This is a genomic window from Cohnella zeiphila (assembly GCF_014212055.1).
Taxonomy (GTDB): Bacteria; Bacillota; Bacilli; order Paenibacillales; family Paenibacillaceae; genus Cohnella; species Cohnella zeiphila.
On sequence record NZ_JACJVO010000020.1, the window covers coordinates 1 to 17,796 of the forward strand.

At 58.0% G+C, this 17,796-nt stretch carries 14 protein-coding genes; 13 read left to right on the plus strand and 1 reads right to left on the minus strand.

The annotated features are described in order from the left end of the window. Nucleotides 1-170 precede the first annotated feature (170 nt). The 4 genes from H7C18_RS15855 to H7C18_RS15870 all read left to right on the plus strand — a co-directional run bounded on the left by H7C18_RS15855 (nucleotide 171) and on the right by H7C18_RS15870 (nucleotide 3,760). On the plus strand, nucleotides 171-1,184 hold the full coding sequence (locus H7C18_RS15855; RefSeq protein WP_185130067.1) for a permease: 1,014 nt from the start codon (nucleotides 171-173) through the stop codon (nucleotides 1,182-1,184). After that, nucleotides 1,181-2,305: a TIGR03943 family putative permease subunit gene (locus H7C18_RS15860; protein WP_185130068.1), complete on the plus strand. Its 1,125-nt coding sequence runs from the start codon at nucleotides 1,181-1,183 to the stop codon at nucleotides 2,303-2,305. Before H7C18_RS15855 ends, H7C18_RS15860 begins: the two co-directional genes overlap by 4 nt. A 99-nt stretch (nucleotides 2,306-2,404) precedes the next feature. Further along, nucleotides 2,405-3,139 (plus strand): alpha/beta hydrolase, encoded by a 735-nt coding sequence (locus H7C18_RS15865; RefSeq protein ID WP_185130069.1) that lies wholly within the window; start codon nucleotides 2,405-2,407, stop codon nucleotides 3,137-3,139. Nucleotides 3,140-3,229: 90 nt separating this feature from the next. Then, nucleotides 3,230-3,760: an acyltransferase gene (locus tag H7C18_RS15870; RefSeq protein WP_185130070.1), complete on the plus strand. Its 531-nt coding sequence runs from the start codon at nucleotides 3,230-3,232 to the stop codon at nucleotides 3,758-3,760. 110 nt (nucleotides 3,761-3,870) lie between these two features. Here H7C18_RS15870 and H7C18_RS15875 read toward each other — a convergent pair whose 3' ends face one another. Further along, nucleotides 3,871-7,038: an S-layer homology domain-containing protein gene (locus tag H7C18_RS15875; protein ID WP_185130071.1), complete on the minus strand. Its 3,168-nt coding sequence runs from the start codon at nucleotides 7,036-7,038 to the stop codon at nucleotides 3,871-3,873. A gap of 270 nt (nucleotides 7,039-7,308) precedes the next feature. Between H7C18_RS15875 and H7C18_RS15880 the strand changes: the two genes are divergently transcribed. From H7C18_RS15880 to H7C18_RS15920, 9 genes are all read left to right on the plus strand, one after another. Further along, on the plus strand, nucleotides 7,309-8,040 hold the full coding sequence (locus H7C18_RS15880; RefSeq protein ID WP_185130072.1) for an amino acid ABC transporter ATP-binding protein: 732 nt from the start codon (nucleotides 7,309-7,311) through the stop codon (nucleotides 8,038-8,040). Nucleotides 8,041-8,058: 18 nt separating this feature from the next. After that, complete coding sequence (locus H7C18_RS15885) at nucleotides 8,059-8,940, plus strand: glutamate ABC transporter substrate-binding protein (RefSeq protein ID WP_185130073.1); 882 nt, start codon at nucleotides 8,059-8,061, stop codon at nucleotides 8,938-8,940. A 71-nt stretch (nucleotides 8,941-9,011) separates the two neighbouring features. After that, nucleotides 9,012-9,665 (plus strand): amino acid ABC transporter permease, encoded by a 654-nt coding sequence (locus H7C18_RS15890; protein ID WP_185130074.1) that lies wholly within the window; start codon nucleotides 9,012-9,014, stop codon nucleotides 9,663-9,665. Between the two features lie 12 nt (nucleotides 9,666-9,677). Continuing rightward, nucleotides 9,678-10,328, plus strand: coding sequence for an ABC transporter permease subunit (locus H7C18_RS15895; RefSeq protein WP_185130075.1), 651 nt, complete (start codon nucleotides 9,678-9,680; stop codon nucleotides 10,326-10,328). 42 nt (nucleotides 10,329-10,370) lie between these two features. Continuing rightward, nucleotides 10,371-11,135 (plus strand): sulfite exporter TauE/SafE family protein, encoded by a 765-nt coding sequence (locus tag H7C18_RS15900; RefSeq protein WP_185130076.1) that lies wholly within the window; start codon nucleotides 10,371-10,373, stop codon nucleotides 11,133-11,135. Between the two features lie 109 nt (nucleotides 11,136-11,244). Further along, nucleotides 11,245-12,570, plus strand: a complete 1,326-nt coding sequence (locus H7C18_RS15905; RefSeq protein WP_238357731.1) for a sensor histidine kinase — start codon at nucleotides 11,245-11,247, stop codon at nucleotides 12,568-12,570. Between the two features lie 2 nt (nucleotides 12,571-12,572). After that, nucleotides 12,573-13,472: a response regulator gene (locus tag H7C18_RS15910; protein ID WP_185130077.1), complete on the plus strand. Its 900-nt coding sequence runs from the start codon at nucleotides 12,573-12,575 to the stop codon at nucleotides 13,470-13,472. A 43-nt stretch (nucleotides 13,473-13,515) separates the two neighbouring features. Beyond that, nucleotides 13,516-15,891, plus strand: a complete 2,376-nt coding sequence (locus H7C18_RS15915) for an AraC family transcriptional regulator (RefSeq protein ID WP_185130078.1) — start codon at nucleotides 13,516-13,518, stop codon at nucleotides 15,889-15,891. A gap of 173 nt (nucleotides 15,892-16,064) precedes the next feature. Further along, on the plus strand, nucleotides 16,065-17,789 hold the full coding sequence (locus H7C18_RS15920) for an ABC transporter substrate-binding protein (protein WP_185130079.1): 1,725 nt from the start codon (nucleotides 16,065-16,067) through the stop codon (nucleotides 17,787-17,789). The last annotated feature ends 7 nt before the right edge of the window (nucleotides 17,790-17,796 follow it).

Sequence of the window (17,796 nt, forward strand, 5' to 3'; positions counted from 1 at the left end):
TTTCAGCCCTTCACTCTAGCGACGGCATTCGCGCCGGCTTCGGATTCCCCCAATGATTCCCGGTCTTCTCTCGCCGCCGCGCTGCGGGCTTCTCGCTTTCTTTTTAACGGGGGGAGGTCTATAATCAGGAACGTAATGTTCGCCCAAGGCAGATCGCGAGGTTCGATTCTATGAAAAGTTTCTATCAATTGAACACGATCTTCATCAGCATGGTCATGGAGGCGATCCCGTTCGTGCTGGTCGGCGTGCTCATCTCCGGGCTGATCCAGACGTTCGTGACCGAACGGTGGATTTCGCGCGTCGTGCCGAAGAACCGGCTGCTCTCTTCCTTGTTCGGCTGCGGCATCGGCGTGTTCTTCCCGTCGTGCGAGTGCGGCATCGTGCCGATTACCCGCAGGCTGATCCGCAAGGGAATGCCGCTTCACGCGGGCATCGCCTTCATGCTGACCGGCCCGATTATCAACCCGATCGTCCTGTTCGCCACCTATATCGCGTTCGGCAACGACTGGCGAATGGTATGGATTCGCGGGGGGATGGCGATCGCGGTGGCGTTCTGCGTCTCCATGACGATCTCCTTCCTGTTCCCCAGGCTGCCCTTTAAAGAAGAGGGACCGCATGATAGCGTTCTCCGGGAGTCGGCGGCGTCCTCGGAGGGACCGCCGTCTTCGCCGCAAGCCGGCGGGCATTCGCTCCCGCAGGGCGGCTCGGGAGCACCCGTCCTGGCGGCTTCGGCCGCGGGCGCGCTCGCCGTCGCCGTTCCGCAAGCGTCGATCTGGAGCCGGCTGAACGACGTCGTCGTGCATGCGATCGAGGAGTTTTTCTCCGTCGGAAAGTACCTGGTCATCGGCGCCTTCATCGCGGCCGGACTGCAAACCTACGTGCCGACCGGAACGCTGCTCCGCCTGGGCGGCAATCCGGTCACCGCGTCGCTCGTGATGATTCTGCTGGCGTTCGTCATCTCGCTCTGCTCCGAAGCCGATGCGTTCATCGCTTCCTCGTTCCGCGGTTCGTTCACCGTCGGCGCGTTGTCGGCCTTTCTCGTGTTCGGTCCGATGATCGACATCAAAAATACGCTGATGCTGCTCGGCACGTATCGGACCAAATTCGTCGTCGTCCTGATCGGCCTGGTAGCGGTCTTTACGCTGCTCGGATCTTTAGCGGTGGGGAGGTTGTTCGCGGGATGATGAGATTCGCGATTTTGTTCGGCTTTGCGTTTATGTTTTTCCTGCTGCACTATACCGGCGATATCGACAAGTACATCAACATGAAATACGCGTATTTATCCATCAGCGCCATTGTCATGCTGACCCTGCTCAGCCTCTATGACTTCATTCGCGGCTATATTCAGGACCGCGCCGCCGAGAAGAAAGCGGAATCCGCCGCCGCGCGGGGAGCCGGCGAGCAAGCGGCGGAGGCTTCGTCTCCCGAAGCGGCCGCGGCGCTTGCCGCGGAATCGCGTTCCGTCGACGGTAGCGGGCTCGCTTACCCGGCTCCGGTTCCGGCCGATGCTCATGCTCGCGCTCGCCATCAGGACCATGAGCATGATCATCGCCATGCCCACGAGCACGACCATGACCATAAGCACGCAAACGCGCACGATCATGACCATGCACATGAGCACGCACACGCGCATGCGCACGCTCACGGCAGCGCGTTCGACGACCACGGGCATTCCCACGGCGAATCGTCCCGGTTCAAGCGCTACGCCGGCTATTTGATCCTGCTGTTTCCGATTTTCACCGGCATCTTTCTTCCCGTTCAGACGCTCGATTCCAGCTTCGTCACCGCCAAGGGCTTCTCGTTCCCGACCCTGGAGGAGGACGTGAAGAACAATCCTGGCTACCATCAGTTCCTGCGGCCGAGCACCAGCATGTTCTACAACCCGGACGATTACAACGCGGTGAAGAAAAAGGAAATCGCCCAGTTCTCCTCCCTGCAGAACATCGTGCTGGACGACGAGCAGTACTTGAAGGGAATGGAAGCCATCTATAACGAGCCGAGCGTCTTCATGGGCAAGACGATCACGTTCAACGGCTTCGCCTACAAGGGCAAGCAGGTGGACGGCGACCACTACTTCGTCTTCCGCTTCGGCTTCATTCATTGCGTCGCCGATTCCGGCGTGTTCGGCATGCTGGTCAAGTTCCCGCCCAACGCCAACCTGAAGGACGACGATTGGGTCCAAGTATCGGGCAAGCTGAGCTGGGAGTATTACCAGCCGTTCAAAGCGACCATCCCGGTCCTGAACACGACCTCGTGGAGCCGGATCGACGCCCCCAAGGAGCCTTACGTTTACCGGAATTTTTGACCGGCGAACATAAACGAGTACGATTGCTCATTAAACAACAAGAAGGCAGCCGACCAAGCGATCGACTGCCTTTTCAAATTCTCGTACGGGAGGCAATCCATGGAACATGACGAGTATTGCGTTATTGCCGGAGTACCCTGCATCGTTCATAACCCTGCCGCCGAACCGATCGGAATTGTAGTTTTGTATCATGGATGGGGTTCCACGATGGATAGCTATCAGTTCTTTGCATCGTTGATTGCGAATTGGGGTTATCGAGTGATCGTGCCCGAACTCCCTTGGCATGGACAGCGCGGGAGTCTCGACTATTCTGATGAAGCAACCCTGCAAAGCCATTTTTGGAGCGTGGTCTTTCAAGGGGTTCAAGAAGCAGACCGATTGGTTGCCGAACTGTCACGCACAACAGATTCTCCGATCCTCATGATCGGTCATTCGACCGGCGGGTTTATTAGTGCCGGCACTTTCGCCAGCAATAAAAATGTACACGCGGCAGTTGTTGTAAACGGATCCTGCGCTTGGGTTCAATTTGAACAATCGTTCCGCGAGAAACTCGGTTTAAGTCCAATGAACCCGGATGAAAAAGATGCGTTACGACAGCGAGATCCGTTTTGCAATATTCTGACCATAAACAAACCGCTGTTGCTTCTCCATTGCCAAGAAGATACTTCAGTCCCTATTGACAGCCAACGGTACTTATTGAAAGCTTTGTCAGATAGCGCAAATGCGGAATATATCCAATTATTTGAGTACCCGGGCGTGAATCATCAGATTACGCTGGGGATGCTGCAGAAGATACATGAGTTTCTTGGCCTTGTCCAAAAAGAGCGCCTCTAAACTTTATGAGAATAATTTTTTTCGAATCCTCGTTTGATTTTTGATATATTTCGTGTAAGCGATCTTTTGGAATGAGGAGGTGTGAGTGATATGGAATTGAAAACGGTACTGTACAGACTGAATGGACTCTACAAACTTGGGAAAACGGCGCCGAAGCTGCGCGGAAAAGTATTCGTAAACAAATTTGGCACCATCAAAATCGGAAAAAATCTTTCGATTACAGGGCATCCGTGGGCTGTTCAAATTACCATCACCAAGGGCGCCCGCTTGATAATCGGAGATAATGTGTATGTGAATGCAGGCGTGGGAATCGCGGCCAATAAAGAAATCGTCATCGGAGACAGCGTCAAGATCGGCCCAAGGACAAGCATTTTTGATAGCAATTACCATCGCATCGATTCTGCCGATAAGGGTGAACTCAGCAAAAAGATCACGATAGGCAACAATGTATGGATTGGAGCGGATTGTACCATTCTTCCGGGCGTCACCATAGGCGATAATTCCGTTATCGCAGCTAAAAGCACCGTAAATAAGGATGTTTCAAGCAATGTACTGGTCGGAGGAAGTCCTGCAAAGGTGATTCGCGAACTGGAAATAGAGGAGGGGTGGATTCGGGATTAATGGATAAGCCTCCTCATGTAAGGGCCATGCCGGCTCGGAAACGAGCAAGCATGGCCCTTTGCGTGCGGAGAATTCAACCGGCTTTTCCGCCAATACGATCCTTTAACAAGCTACTTTTGTTGGCTGAAATCGTAATAAAATTTCGGTCGTTCCCCCAGAAGCACTTTGTAAATATCGTAGTTCGACTGCATGACACCTGTAAGGAAATCTTTGTATGGGCGGTCCGCGTCGTTTAGAAGACCGGAATTATAATGTTCCGCCCATTCTCCAATCCCTTGCCAATATCTTCCCATGGAGGCTTGATCCACGTAACTGTACCAATCGGCTCCCACGACATAGCCCAGACTGGCGACTCCCTCGACGTAATTCCGGTAGCGCATTCCCCTCTGGAACTGATTCACGGCCGCATTCGGAAGAAGAGGCGCCAATCCCTGCTCTGCCGTGCCGTAGCCGAATTCGCTCATCAGAATCGGTTTGCCGCCCGACTTCGCGTACACATCCTTTAGAAGATCGGTTTCGATCTTATACGAGTAATAGTTCATGCTGATGACATCCGAGTATTTCCCTTCCACCTCCGCCAATACGTCTCGAAACTTCGCATTGTGGAAAGCGGTCGTGATCCAGCGATCCCCAAGCAACAGGTGATTCGGATCATATTTGCGGTAGATTCGCGAGACGGTTCCGAAGAACGTATCGAGGTAATACCGGAAAAAGGTGTCCATATCCTTCCAGGACTGCGATGTGTTAACGGGAAGCTCCGCTTCCGGCAGATCGTTAAAGGAGGTAAAGCCGGTTCCCCAGTTGCTGTTGAAAGCATCGATGTTCTGATATTTATCCTTCAGCATCTTGACCAAACGTCCTTTGATCGCCGCGGAACTGGCCTTCAGCTTCGGCACCACAGAGTAAAACTTGTGGTAATCATATTCATTGCCGATGAAATAACCGATCAGCATCGGATCGTCTTTGCTCTGCGGGAGTGCTTTTGCAAACGCCTTATCGATCTTGGCTTCGGCGTCCGGCGCGAAAATGTCGAAGATCGAAATCCCGTCCAGCTTCGCCCAGTCCATGTCCAGCGGAAGCATCCGCGTGTAAGGGAAGTTGTTCGCGCTGCCGTATTTCTCGGGCGAATAGCCCCCCGCGCTGTTAAAGCCCCATTTTTTAAGCCGTCCGACCGCTTCCGTATAAAAGGAGCTGTCCGTCGGAAATGTCCCTGTTTTCTTGTATTTATTCGCCATATAGAACGAGAAGCCGCTATGATCGGAACCCATATAAGCCGGTCGGTACTCCCCGGTATAGGAAGGGATGGATTCAAACTCTTGCTCCCGGCCCTTAATCATCGTATAGGTTTCATCGGGGGTGATTCCGTTCATCCCTAAGTTGAAAAAAATATTGCCATCCGGCGTCTTCATCACTTTCCGGCTGCCGACCTGCTGAATCGCGAAGAAGCCGGTGCCTTTGATTCCGTATTTGGCCGCGCTTCCGGCCAGACCGCCGTAACGATCCAAGTTCGTTGGCGGCTTCAGGCTTCCGTAGTAGGAGGCGTCTGCCTGGACGTCGGCTTTGAGCTCCTGGTCGCTGGTCACCTTCTCCGGAAAATTCGCAGAAACCATCTGCCCGTACCTGTCGACCAGAAAGTCGCTGCTTCCGTTGAGCTTGTACTTACGGAAGGGACTCGGCACCTTGCCTTCCTTGACGGCATACGTTTCCATAACGTTGTACGCGGTGAGCTTCAACGGCTCGGAGTATAGCTGAAACTTGGCGGCATTGTCCATGCGGTAATAAATCCGGGCCCCTGGCGTAGCCGAGGAAAGCTCGACCTGGAGCGATCCGGCGCTTCGCGTCGATTTGATCGCCACGGAAGCGGTGCTTCTATTAAGCTGAACGCTGGAAAGTTGCGGCGACCACGACTTGGAGGCCCCGGTCAGTTCGATTTTCAAAAATCTTGTATTCGGCGGCAGCGAAGAAGCTTCCGTGGCGTACTGCTGCCAATTGCCCGACGGATTGCCGACCGGATAGAAGCCGACCGGTATTTCGGTATAGGTTTTACCGTCCGCCGATGCGTACAATCGATTCTGCTCTACGTCAACCCCGGTGTAATAGTAGCTGTACGTCAGCAATGACGTAATATCGTAATTCGTATGGTAGATGACACTCCCAGGCGCCGTCGACGTTCTTACCATCCGGTTCGTATCGCCATTGTAATAGGAGGGGCTGTCCTTCGCGATGTAAACATTCGTACGATTGGCCATTTGTTTAAAGCTGTCGAGCGGATCGTACAGTCCATCGGACGGCCCCGGCGGCGTCGCGTTCCCGATCGTCTCGTACCGGTAGCTGGAAACATCGCTCACTTCCGTTTTGCCGGAAGCCGGGTGGTAGACTGCGGACGTCTTCAACTCAAGCTTGCTCAGCACGGCAATCGGCTGTTCATAATGCTTGCGGGTAGGCGATGTTCTGGGATCGCTGCCGTCCGTGGTGTAGTATATGGTAGCTCCAGGTTTGGAAGCGCTCAGGACGACCATGCTTCCATAAGGGACGCTCCCCGAATTCAAACCGGCTGTCACGCCGTTAGCAGGTGCCGCAGGCGCAGGCTCCGCAGGCGCAGGCTCCGCAGTTGCGGGTGCCGCGGTTGCAGGCGCCGCGGGTCCCGACAGGCTGCCGGGGACATCTTTCATCGCCAAATCGACCAGCGCGGCCGACTCTTGGCGGGTCATTGCCGCTTGCGGCCGGTACGACCAAAGACCGGAGTTTTGCGTAACGTCCGCCCCGTACCAGTCGTGGGCAATAACGCCGCTGATCCCCTCCGTCGCCCATGAGGCCGGTTTTTCGCTGAAGGTAAGCAAGGGACCCGAGGTCAGTCCGAGTTTTTTGGCATATCGCCATACCATGGCGGCTGCCTCTTCGCGTGTGACCGGCTGATTCGGCGAAAATGTCGTACCGGTGGTGCCGTAAACGACACCCGATTGGAAGGCAGCCCGAATATAGCCGGCGGCCCAATGGTCCTGGATGTCCGAGAATGGAACCGGGCCCCCGTTATCCTTTAACTGAAAAGCGACGGAGACGAATTTGGCAAACTGGGCACGGGTCAACGTCTGTTCGGGAGCGAATAATCCTTCGGCGATTCCGTCCGCTACGCCAAGCGACTTCAAATCTTCAATGTAAGGCAGATACGGACTTGTACCGGGTATGTCCTTAAAATCCGCTGCCCCTGCGGCAGCACCCGTAGATGACAAAGCGGCAAGAGCAAGAGTGACGGCGAATGCAATCGATCGTTTTTTCATGTCGACTCCTTTCTCGTTTGGTGAATCCTTTCTATTATAAAATTCGACTCCGCCCAGTGAATCGAGGGGGAATTTCCAAAAGATGTGAAAAAGTTAATCGATCCTTCGGCAGTTTTTTTTTGTTTATTTTCATGTTAGCAAAGATGTCGGATCGCATGGTTTCCCGTAGGTTGGGCATTAGTCTGGACATAGACCGACCGAGCTCCGGGAAGCGAACCCCCGGGAAGCCGATCGGATCGCGGAAAGGCCGCCCAAGGAGGAGGGATTCCATTGATCCATTTTCGAGGCGTCGAGAAGCATTTCGGCTCCTTTCACGTTCTGAAGAACATCAACCTGGCCGTCCATCAAGGCGAAGTCGTCGTCGTCGTCGGCCCGTCCGGCTCCGGCAAGAGCACGCTGCTCCGCTGCATCAACCGGCTGGAGACGATCACAAGCGGAGAACTGACCGTGAACGACATTCGCGTGGGCGACAAGAAGACCGACATCAACAAGCTGCGGCGAGACATCGGCATGGTGTTCCAGCACTTCAACTTATATCCCCACAAGCGGGTCATCGACAATATTACGCTCGCTCCGATCAAGGCGCTGGGCGTAACGAAGCCGGAAGCCGAGAGAACCGCCCTTTTCTATCTGGAGAAAGTCGGCATCCGGGACAAGGCGCATGCTTACCCGTCGCAATTGTCCGGCGGCCAGCAGCAGCGCGTGGCGATCGCCCGGGGACTCGCGATGAAGCCGAAAATCATGCTGTTCGACGAGCCTACCTCGGCGCTGGACCCGGAAATGGTCGGGGAAGTGCTCGACGTGATCAAGACGCTCGCCCACGAAGGAATGACGATGGTCGTCGTCACCCACGAGATGGGCTTCGCGCGGGAAGTAGCCGACCGGGTCGTGTTCATGGACCAGGGCAGCATTCTGGAGGAGGCAAGTCCGGCGGAGTTTTTCGCGAATCCCCGCGAAGAGCGGGCACGCGTCTTTCTCAGCCGTTTAATTAGACATCGATAAGGGAGAGGAGCAAGAGGGATGAGAAAAAGAAGGTGGTTGGCGGTAGGCGTCGCGGTGCTGGTCATAACGGTATTGACGCTTGCCGGATGCGGCAAGAAGGAGGAAAATAACACCAAAGGCGCTTCTCCTTCATCGAGCCCCTCCGCGTCGTCCGCATCCTCGGGGACGGCGGCCGGCGGCACGCCGACGCTCGACGCGATCAAGAACAGAGGCAAGCTTGTCGTCGGCGTCAAGTTCGATACGCGCCTGTTCGGCCTGAAGGATCCGGCCACCGGCAAGGTGGAAGGGTTCGACATCGACATCGCCAAGGGGCTCGCCAAGGAGCTGCTCGGAGACGAGAGCAAGGTCGAGCTGAAGGAGGTCACTTCGAAGACGCGCATTCCGATGATCAATAACGGCGACATCGACCTGATCATCGCGACCATGACGATTACGGAGGACCGCAAGAAGGAAGTCGACTTCTCCGACGTCTACTTCAAAGCCGGCCAATCGCTGCTTGTGAAGAAGGGAAGCCCGATTCAATCCATCGACGATATTAAGAAAGGCACGAAAGTGATCGGCGTCAAAGGCTCGACTTCCGTCCTGAACATCGCGGAGAAGGCGCCGGACGCGACGGTTCTCGAATTCGACAATTACCAGGACGCCTTCACCGCGCTCAAAGCGGGTCAGGGAGACGCGCTGACGACGGACAACGCGATTCTGTACGGGATGGCCAGCCAGGACCCGAATTACGAGGTCGTCGGCGGCACGTTCACCGACGAGCCCTACGGCATCGCGGTGAAGAAGGGCAACGCCGATCTGGTGGCGTTCGTGAACGACTATCTGAAGAAATTGCATGATAGCGGCGAGTATGACAAGCTCTACGAGAAGTGGATCGGAGAAACGCCGATTCAACAATAAGCCCGCTCGGCGCGGACGGGGGAGCTTCTCCCCCGTTCGGCGTTTGAACCCGCAAGGAGGGATTGGACGGGATGCTGGATTTCTCGATCCTGACGGACCACTTCGGCACGTACCTGACCGGCCTTGGCCAAACCGTCTATGCCAGCGTTCTTGCGCTGGCCGGAAGCTTCCTGCTCGGCACGCTGCTCGCCGTGTTCCGCATCACGCCGGCGAAGCCGCTGCGGTGGATCGGCACGGCTTATGTCGAGTTTGTCCGCAACATTCCGCTGCTCCTGGTCGTATTTCTCTTCTTCCTCGGACTGCCGCCGCTCGGCGTCGTCCTCAGTCCGTTCGCCTGCGGCACGCTCGGTCTGACCGTTTATACCGCCGCCTTCATCGCGGAAGCGGTCCGGGCCGGCATTCTCTCCGTTCCGAAGGGGCAGATGGAAGCGGCGCGGTCGTCGGGGCTGTCCTACGGAATGTCGATGCGGCTGATCGTTCTTCCGCAAGCGGTCAAAATCGTCATTCCGCCGCTGAACAACCAGTTTATCAATTTGATCAAAAATTCTTCCATCCTGAGCGTCATCTCCGGCTTCGACCTGATGTTCTACGCCGACCGGATCGCTTCCGAGACGTTCGTCATTTTCAGCACCTATATTTTCGCCGGGCTGTTCTACCTGCTTCTCACCGTTCCGCTCAGCTTCGCGACCGGGTGGCTGGAGCGCCGGCTGGCCAGAAATGACTGAGGGGGTGAATAGGTGGACTTCAAAGACGCATACGTATGGGTCAACGTCGAATTTATCCTTAGAGGCTTTCTGATGACGCTCGAGGTGGCCGCCGCCGCCATCGCGCTCAGCTTTCTGATCGGCTGCATCGCGGGCACGGCGCGGTATATGAGAATTCCCGCCGTCTCGCCCGTCGCGGCGTTTCTGGTCGAGACGGTCCGCAACTTGCCGCTGCTGCTGATTATCTTCTTTACAAAGTTCGCACTGCCGGAAATCGGCATCAAGCTCGGCGTCGCGGAAGCCGCGATCGCCGCGCTTACCGTATTCGAAGCGGCGATGATCTCGGAGATCGTCCGCAGCGGCTTGAACTCCATTCCAAAGGGCCAGATCGAGGCAAGCCGGTCCTCCGGCTTGACTTCGTTCCAGACGCTGTGGCACATCGTGCTGCCGCAAGGCTTGCGCCGGATGGTTCCGCCGCTGGTCAGCCAATTCATCTCGCTGCTGAAGGATACGTCGCTGGCGGTCATCATCTCCTTGCCCGAGCTGATGCACAACGCGAACATTGTAATCGGCCACAATTACCGGACGGCGGTGCCGATTCTGGTCCTTGCCGCGATCCTGTATTTCGCCGCCAATTTTACCCTGTCGCTCGTATCCAGAAGATTGGAAACCCGCATGGCGTAAACACCCGTCGGCTCCGCAGAGGGGAAGGAGAAGTAGGTAACGATGGAGCATATCGAACTGGGATGGCTGTTTGCCATCGTGGCCGGAGGATTCGTCGCCGCCTTCGTCGACTCGGTCGTCGGGGGCGGCGGCCTTGTCGCGCTGCCTCTGCTGCTGTCGACCGGAATGCCGGCGGCGGCCGCGCTCGGAACGAACAAGCTGGCCGGCACCTGCTCCTCGCTCACCAGTACCCTATCGTTCATCGCGTCGGGCAAAGTCGATCTCCGGCTCGTCCTTCGCCTGTTCCCGCTTACGTTGGCCGGCGCCGTCGGCGGCACGTTCCTGGTGCGCCATGTACCCTCCGATTTTTTGCGTCCGCTCGTCGTGGTCATGCTCGTGCTTGTTGCTGCGTATACATGGTTCAAAAAAAGCTGGGGCCGTACCTCCACCTATGCCGGATTGAAATCCGGCTCGGCGGCGCTGATGGGCGCGGCGGCGTTCGGACTCGGCTTCTACGACGGGTTCTTCGGCCCGGGCACCGGCTCGTTTCTCATTTTCGCGTTTCTCGCGCTCGGGTTCGACTTCGTGACGGCCGCGGGCAACGCCAAAGTGTTAAACTTCGCCAGCAACCTCGCGAGCCTCGCGACGTTCGTCTCGTTCGGTCTCGTCCGCTACGAATACGGGGTGTCGATGGGACTCGCGATGATCGCGGGTTCCTGGGCCGGTTCGCGGTTTGCGATCCGCAAAGGCTCGTCGTACGTTCGCCCGTTGTTCCTGGCCATCTGCGCCTTGCTCATCGGCAAGCAGCTTTGGGATTTGTTGATCTGACCGGGACGGAGGGCGCTTGTATCGTTCCGGGGTCGGCTTGAAATCGCTCGGGTCCGTGGTACGATAGTAAAATAGTCCGCGACCGGGCCGTCGGGATGGAGGAACCCAGATGCCCGAAGCTCCCTCTCCCTCGAAGATCGGACCAAGAATGCAGCTTTTGTTCCGAAACGAGACGTTTCAAATCTTCGTCGTCGCCGTCATGACGGCGTTCGCGGGCGAATTCAAGATCAATCCTTTCAGCGGCGATATTTTCCGCCTAGGCCTCGGAGCGAGCGCGCTGCTGCTCTCGCTTCTGCTCATGCCGCATCTGCCGTTCGTCAAGACCGGAGCGATCACCGGACTCGTCGTCGTTGGGTTCCGGATGACGGAAGACGCGATCGGCCACCCGCACGTCTTTTCCGCCGGATCGAGCTTCGGCGTTCATCTGGCCAGCGGCGTTTTTTACGTCGTCTTCGCTTCGGGCATGAGCCTGATCCGGCATCGGCTCGATGCTTTCCAGCCGTTGACGCTGGGCGCGATCGTCTCCGCCGTCGATCTGGTTGCGAACGAGACCGAGCTGTTTACCCGCAGGCTGCTGGAAGGCCAGTCGCCGTTCCAGAACAACGGCATCGCGCTGCTCGGGGCGATCGCCCTGCTGCGAAGCTACTTCATTATCGGGCTGTTCAGCAGCGTCTCGATCCGCCAGATGCGGCTCATTCAGATCGAGCAGCAGAAGCGGATCGAGCAAATGCTGAGCGTCGGCTCGGGCCTGTACGGGGAGTCGTTCTATCTGCGGAAGTCGATGGATACGATCGAGCGGATTACGGCGAGCAGCTTCGAGCTGTACAGCCGGCTGAAGACGGCGCCGCTGGCCGAATACAGCCGGCAGGCGCTGGCCATCGCCCAGCAAATCCATGAAGTGAAGAAAGACTCCCAGAGGATTCTGGCGGGGCTGACGAAGCTGTACGACCGGGAGATCGCCCAGGAGATGAAGCTGGAGGAGATTTTCCGATACGTCATTAAGGCGAATCAGACGTACAGCGAAATGCTCAAGAAGGAGCTGGCGATCGAAGGCGATCTGCGCGTCGATTTTCCGACGTCCCATTACATCGTCCTGCTCACCGTGCTCAACAATCTGGTCGCCAACGCCGTCGAGGCGATGAACCGTTACGGAATCATCCGGGTTCGCGCTTTTTCCCAAGGGGACCGAACGGTATTCGAGGTCATCGACTCCGGCAAGGGAGTCCCCGAGCGCGACAGGCTCATGATTTTCGAACCCGGGTTTACGACGAAGTTCGATCAGGACGGGGTCGCGGCCGCGGGGATCGGACTTTCGCACGTCCGGGACATCGTGGCTTCGTTCGGCGGCGAGATTCGGGCCGCCGCTCCCGAGAACGGCAAGGGCGCGCGCTTTATCGTCGAACTTCCCACGAATACGTTGCGGAGAGGGGCGTAGAGATGCTGCCGAATTTTTGTATCGTCGACGACGATGCCGTCAGCACCCGGATGCTGCAAAATATCATCGAGGACAGCGGGTTCGGAAGCGTCGCCGGAACGGCCGGCGGAGGCGTGGAGGGGGCCCGCCTGATACTGGAGACAAGTCCGGATATCGTGCTCATCGATCTGCTGATGGCCGACCAGGACGGCATCGAGACCATGATTCAGCTCAAGGCTCAAGGATATAACGGCCGGTTCGTCATGATCTCGCAGGTGGAGAACAAGGAGATGGTCGGGCAGGCGTACCGGAACGGGATCGAGTTTTTTATCCGCAAGCCGATCAATTGGATCGAAGTGGAGTCGGTTCTGCAGAAGGTGAGCGAACGGTGCAAGCTTGACCGTTACCTGTTCGAGATCAAGCGGTCGCTGGCGCAGCTCGATCCGCTGCAGCCGGAAGCGGCACAGGTGCGCAGGGAAAAGACCGTGCGCGATGTCGTTCGGCAGATTCTGGCAGACCTCGGAATCGTGGGAGAGAGCGGCAGCAAGGACATTCTGTCGATCATGGAGCGGCTCGCGGAGGAAGACCGGACGCGCGATTTTCCGCAGCTGAAGGAGCTGTACGAATCGGCGGTATTGGCTTCGAACCCGGAGGCGCGGGATCTCGAGAAGGGGAGCAAGGCGGTCGAGCAGCGCATCCGCAGAACCGTTACCGCCGCCATGGCCCATCTGGCGTCGATCGGGCTGACCGATTACAGCCACCCCAAGTTCGAATATTACGCGCCGCTGTACTTCGACTTCCGGGACGTACGGCTCAAGATGAGGGAGATCGAAGAGGAGATGCCCGCCGGCAAAGGGAAAGCGAACGTCAAAAAGTTTTTGCAGGTGCTCTATGTGGAGACGGTGAGCAAGCTAAGCGGTTGAGCGGCAAGAGAGTCGCAGACAGCCGGGGAAAAGGGGAGACCGTATGATCGGGATGATGCGCGCGGCGTTTTCCAATTTCAGATTCAGAAGCTTGTTTTTTCGCATCTTGTTCGTGTTCGTCTCGCTGGTCGTGCTGACCGTCGTGACGGTCAGCTATTTGGGCATCCGCTACAGCCGGAACGTGGTGAACGCCGAGGTCAAGCAGTCCAGCCTGCAGATGCTGGAACAAACCCGCCGGCTGATGGACGTGCTGCTGAACGACGTGGATCAGATCACGGTCCGCATGGCGCAGAATCCCGCCTTCGCGGAAGCGATGAACGCGGGGCCGGAAGGGCCGTCGGACGCCGATCTGAGCGCCGTTCAGGACGATTTGCTCGAGGCGTACACTTCGTCGCCTTATATTGTAAACGTTTTCGTCTACTACGAGGCCAGCAATGAGGTGCAGTCGCCGCTGACCGGCGTCGCGAAGGCGGATCAAGCCGAAGATGCCGGATGGCTTTCTCTGTACCGCAGCATGAACCGGTCGGAGGGCAAATGGTTCGTGCGCGACGGTTCGTCCGGCGGCTCCGAATCGGACGAGCCTGAGCGGGTCGTAACGCTGATCCGCACGACTCCCTGGGTGGGCAAGCAGGTCAAAGGCGCGATCGTCGTGAACCTGGACCAGCAGGTTATTTTCCAGAGCCCTTCTTTCCAGTTGATGCGCCCCGGGGAAGAGATCTGGATGGTGAGCCCCGACGGAGCGCTGGCGTTCAACAGCAACACGGGCAAGGAAGTGCCGGCGGGCGAGTTCGACGTGCTCCGAAGCCGTCTCAACGCCGGCGACAAGGCGTTTACGAGCCGGTTCCGCGACCGGATGTACGCGTTCACGACCGTCACCTCGCCCTATACGGGCTGGACATACGTCGACCTGATCACGACCGGCTCGCTGAACAAAAGCGGTCAGGACATTCAAACGTACATGCTGCTTCTGGCGCTGATCGGCATCGCGGCGGCCGCCGTCGCGTCTTATTTCGTTACTCTCCGCATTTACACGCCCATTTACTCGCTGGTCGAACGGGTCGCCGGACCGGCGAGAGGCTCGGGCTCCGACGGTTCGGTCCGGAAGACGAGCGAGCTGAACCTGATCTTCGGAGCGTTCGAAACGCTGAAGGAGCGCGGAGAGGCCGTAGAGCACCAATTGCGGGATCACTGGCCGGTGCTGCAGCAGAGCTTCCTGCGGCAGCTCGTGCAGGAGAAGACGAACCGCCACGAGGAGCGGCTGGCCCAATTCGCTTACTATCGGCTGCCGGTCACTCCGTTCGGCTTCTTCGTCTGCGTGGTCCGAATCGACGATTATGCGGCATTCGTGAACCGCTACGAGAGCTACGATCAGAGCCTGATCCGCTATTTCATCGCGAAGCTGGCCTGCGAGGCGTTCGGAGGCGGAATCCGCGCGTTTCCGCTGCACACGGAGAGCCGGGACGTGCTGCTCGTCTGCAATCTGGAGCAAAAGACGGACGAAGCGGAATTCCGCGCGTTCGCCGAGCGTCAGGCCGATCGGATCGGCGAGCTCGTGCGCGAGTATTTGCATTTCACGGTAAGCATCGGAATCGGCGAGCGGAAGGACGGCGCGGGAGAGATCAGCGATTCCCGCGACGAAGCGGTGGACGCGCTGGAGATTCGCGCGTTCCGGGGGTTCGGGGCGGTCGCGCCGAGCTGGCGGCGGCCCGATCGGCGAGCGGCCGACCATCTGCTCTTCCGCAGGCTGGCGGAAGCGAAGCGGGACCTGCTGCCGCTGCTGCGGGAGGAGCAGCCCGGGCTGCTCGAAGAACGGCTCCGGCAGCTGGGGGATTGGGCCGAGGACGCGGAAAATCTGCCGTTTCCGCTCGTCCAGCACGCCTTTCTTCAATTGCTCGTGGACGTGGCGATGCGTTCCTTCGAATTCGGCCTCCCCATGCAATCGGAGGACGAGCTTGTGCGGCTGCAATCCCGAATCAAGGAGCTGGAGACGTTCGAAGCGACGGTCGGCTTCGCGCAGAGCTTCATCCGGGACGTCAACCGCCGGTTCCGGACGGAGAAGAACGGAGAGCGCGCGCCGGTATCGGCCCGGATTCTCGATTATATCGACGCGAACTTCGATAAGGAAATCTCGCTCGGCGGCATCGCCGAACGGCTGCAGCTCGATCCTTCCTATGTGAGCCGGCTGTTCCGGCAAGAAGCGAACGTCAACTTTATGGACTACGTCATCTCGTTGCGCATCGACAAGAGCAAGGAGCTGCTGCGGGAGAATCGGCTGACCGTCAAGGAGATCGGCGCGGCGGTCGGCTATGCCAACCAGCGGAGCTTCAACCGCATTTTCAAGAAGGTGGAGGGACTCACTCCGGGAGAATACCGCGAGAAGCACGTGCCAAAGCATCTGGACCGCGACGAAATCTATTGAGGAAGCGCGCGAGGCGAACGATGTCAGAAACGGTCCACCCCCGGAAGTCCGCCATTTCGAAAATGGTCTCTTTACGAAGCGTTCCCTCTCCGGCTACGATCGGTCTCGCAAGCGGCCCGCCGCGGCAGGGCCTTTCGCTTGCGCAACCCACTCCAATAAGGGGGCAAAACGAGATGAAAAGAATTCGCGCAAGGGAAGCGTTATGGAGGAAGAGCGGCCTCGCGGTCGTTGCGGCGTCGCTGGCCGGCGTTCTTCTGCTCGCCGGCTGCAGTTCCTCGAAGCCCGAAGCGAGCGCGGGCGGCTCGCCGTCGGGCGGCCAAGGGGCGGCGTCTTCCGCCGGAGCATCGGGAAGCGGAAGCTCCGGAAGCGGTTCGCCCGTCGTCTACCATTTGGGAGAGACGATCAATCCCGAGCAGGTTACGAACTTCAACCCGTTCCTGGCAACCGGCAACTGGTCGAATTTGTTCGACTACGTCTTTGACCAGCTTTACTACTTTAATCCCGTCAAAGGCGAGCTCGTGTCCAGATTGGCTGCAGGGGAAGGCGCCTGGTCGGACGACAAGAAAACGTACACCGTCAAGCTGAACATGAAAGCCAAGTGGCATGACGGCCAGCCGTTTACCGCCGCCGACGTCGTTTATTCGTACGAAGCGCTCAAAACGAACGCGGCGCTCGACCGCTACCAGCTTTGGGGGGACAAGCGGCTGAAGAGCGTAACCGCCCAAGGCGACGATACGGTCGTCTTCGCGCTGAACGACCGGTTCCCGTCGCTGCCGTTCTACTTGACGACCGTCTATATCGTGCCGAAGCATCAGTTCGAGAAGGAGAATCCCGCGGAATTTCTGAACAAAACGCCGATCGGCACCGGCCCGTTCCAATTCGACAGCGTAAATGAAAGCGCTATTGTGCTCAAAAAGAACCCCGATTATTTCCTGGGCGCACCGCAGATCGATCAGCTGCTGATCGACCGGTTCAACAATTCGTCCACGCTGACGCTGGCCATCGAGAAGGGCGACGTGCAGGGATCGACCGGGACGGTCGCCATGCCGAGCGTGCCGAAGCTGCTGGAGAATCCGGCGAACAAGCTGCAGGTGTATCCTGGACTCAGCACGTATGCGGTCATCATGAACAACGAGAAACCCGGCCTGAACGATCCGGCCGTGCGCAAAGCGATTCAGCTCGGCCTCGACCGCCAGTCGCTGATCGAGAAGGGCGAATCGGGCGGCGTCTTCCCCGCGAGCCCGGGCTTCCTCTCCTCCGTGTTCGGCGATTCGACCGACGCGAAGCTGCTGGACGATCCGGCTTACGCCTACGATGCCAACAAGGCGATGCAGACGCTGGAAGCGGCGGGCTATAAGAAGAACGGCAAAGGAATCTACGCCAAGGACGGCAAGACGCTCAGCTTCACGTACCATATGGCGGCCAACGCGCCGGCGCAGAACAAGGAAGGCGCAATGATCACCGCTTGGCTCAAGGCGATCGGAATCGAGACGACGGTGAAGCTCGTCACCTGGCCGGAGCTCACGAAGCTGCTCATGTCCGGGGATTACGAGCTGCTGCAGAACGGGCTGACGACGCCTCCCGATCCGCAGGCGGCGCTGGAAGTGTTCCACAGCAAGATGACCGCGCCGACCGGTACGAATACGCCGGGACTCAACTACATGCGGTTCCGCGACAAGGACGTCGACGCCTGGCTCGACGAGGCGGCTTCCGCCGACGATCAGACCCGCCAAGAGCTCTACAAGAAAGTGCAGGACCGCATCGCCGAACAAGCTCCGATCGCGATGATGTACAACGTCGGCGGCCACGTGCCGTACCGGGTCGATCAATTCCAAGGCTACGACGAGAATCTGCCGGTCACCTCGGCGCTGTCGCTCTTGAAAGTGTCCAAAAAGTAGCGGAGAG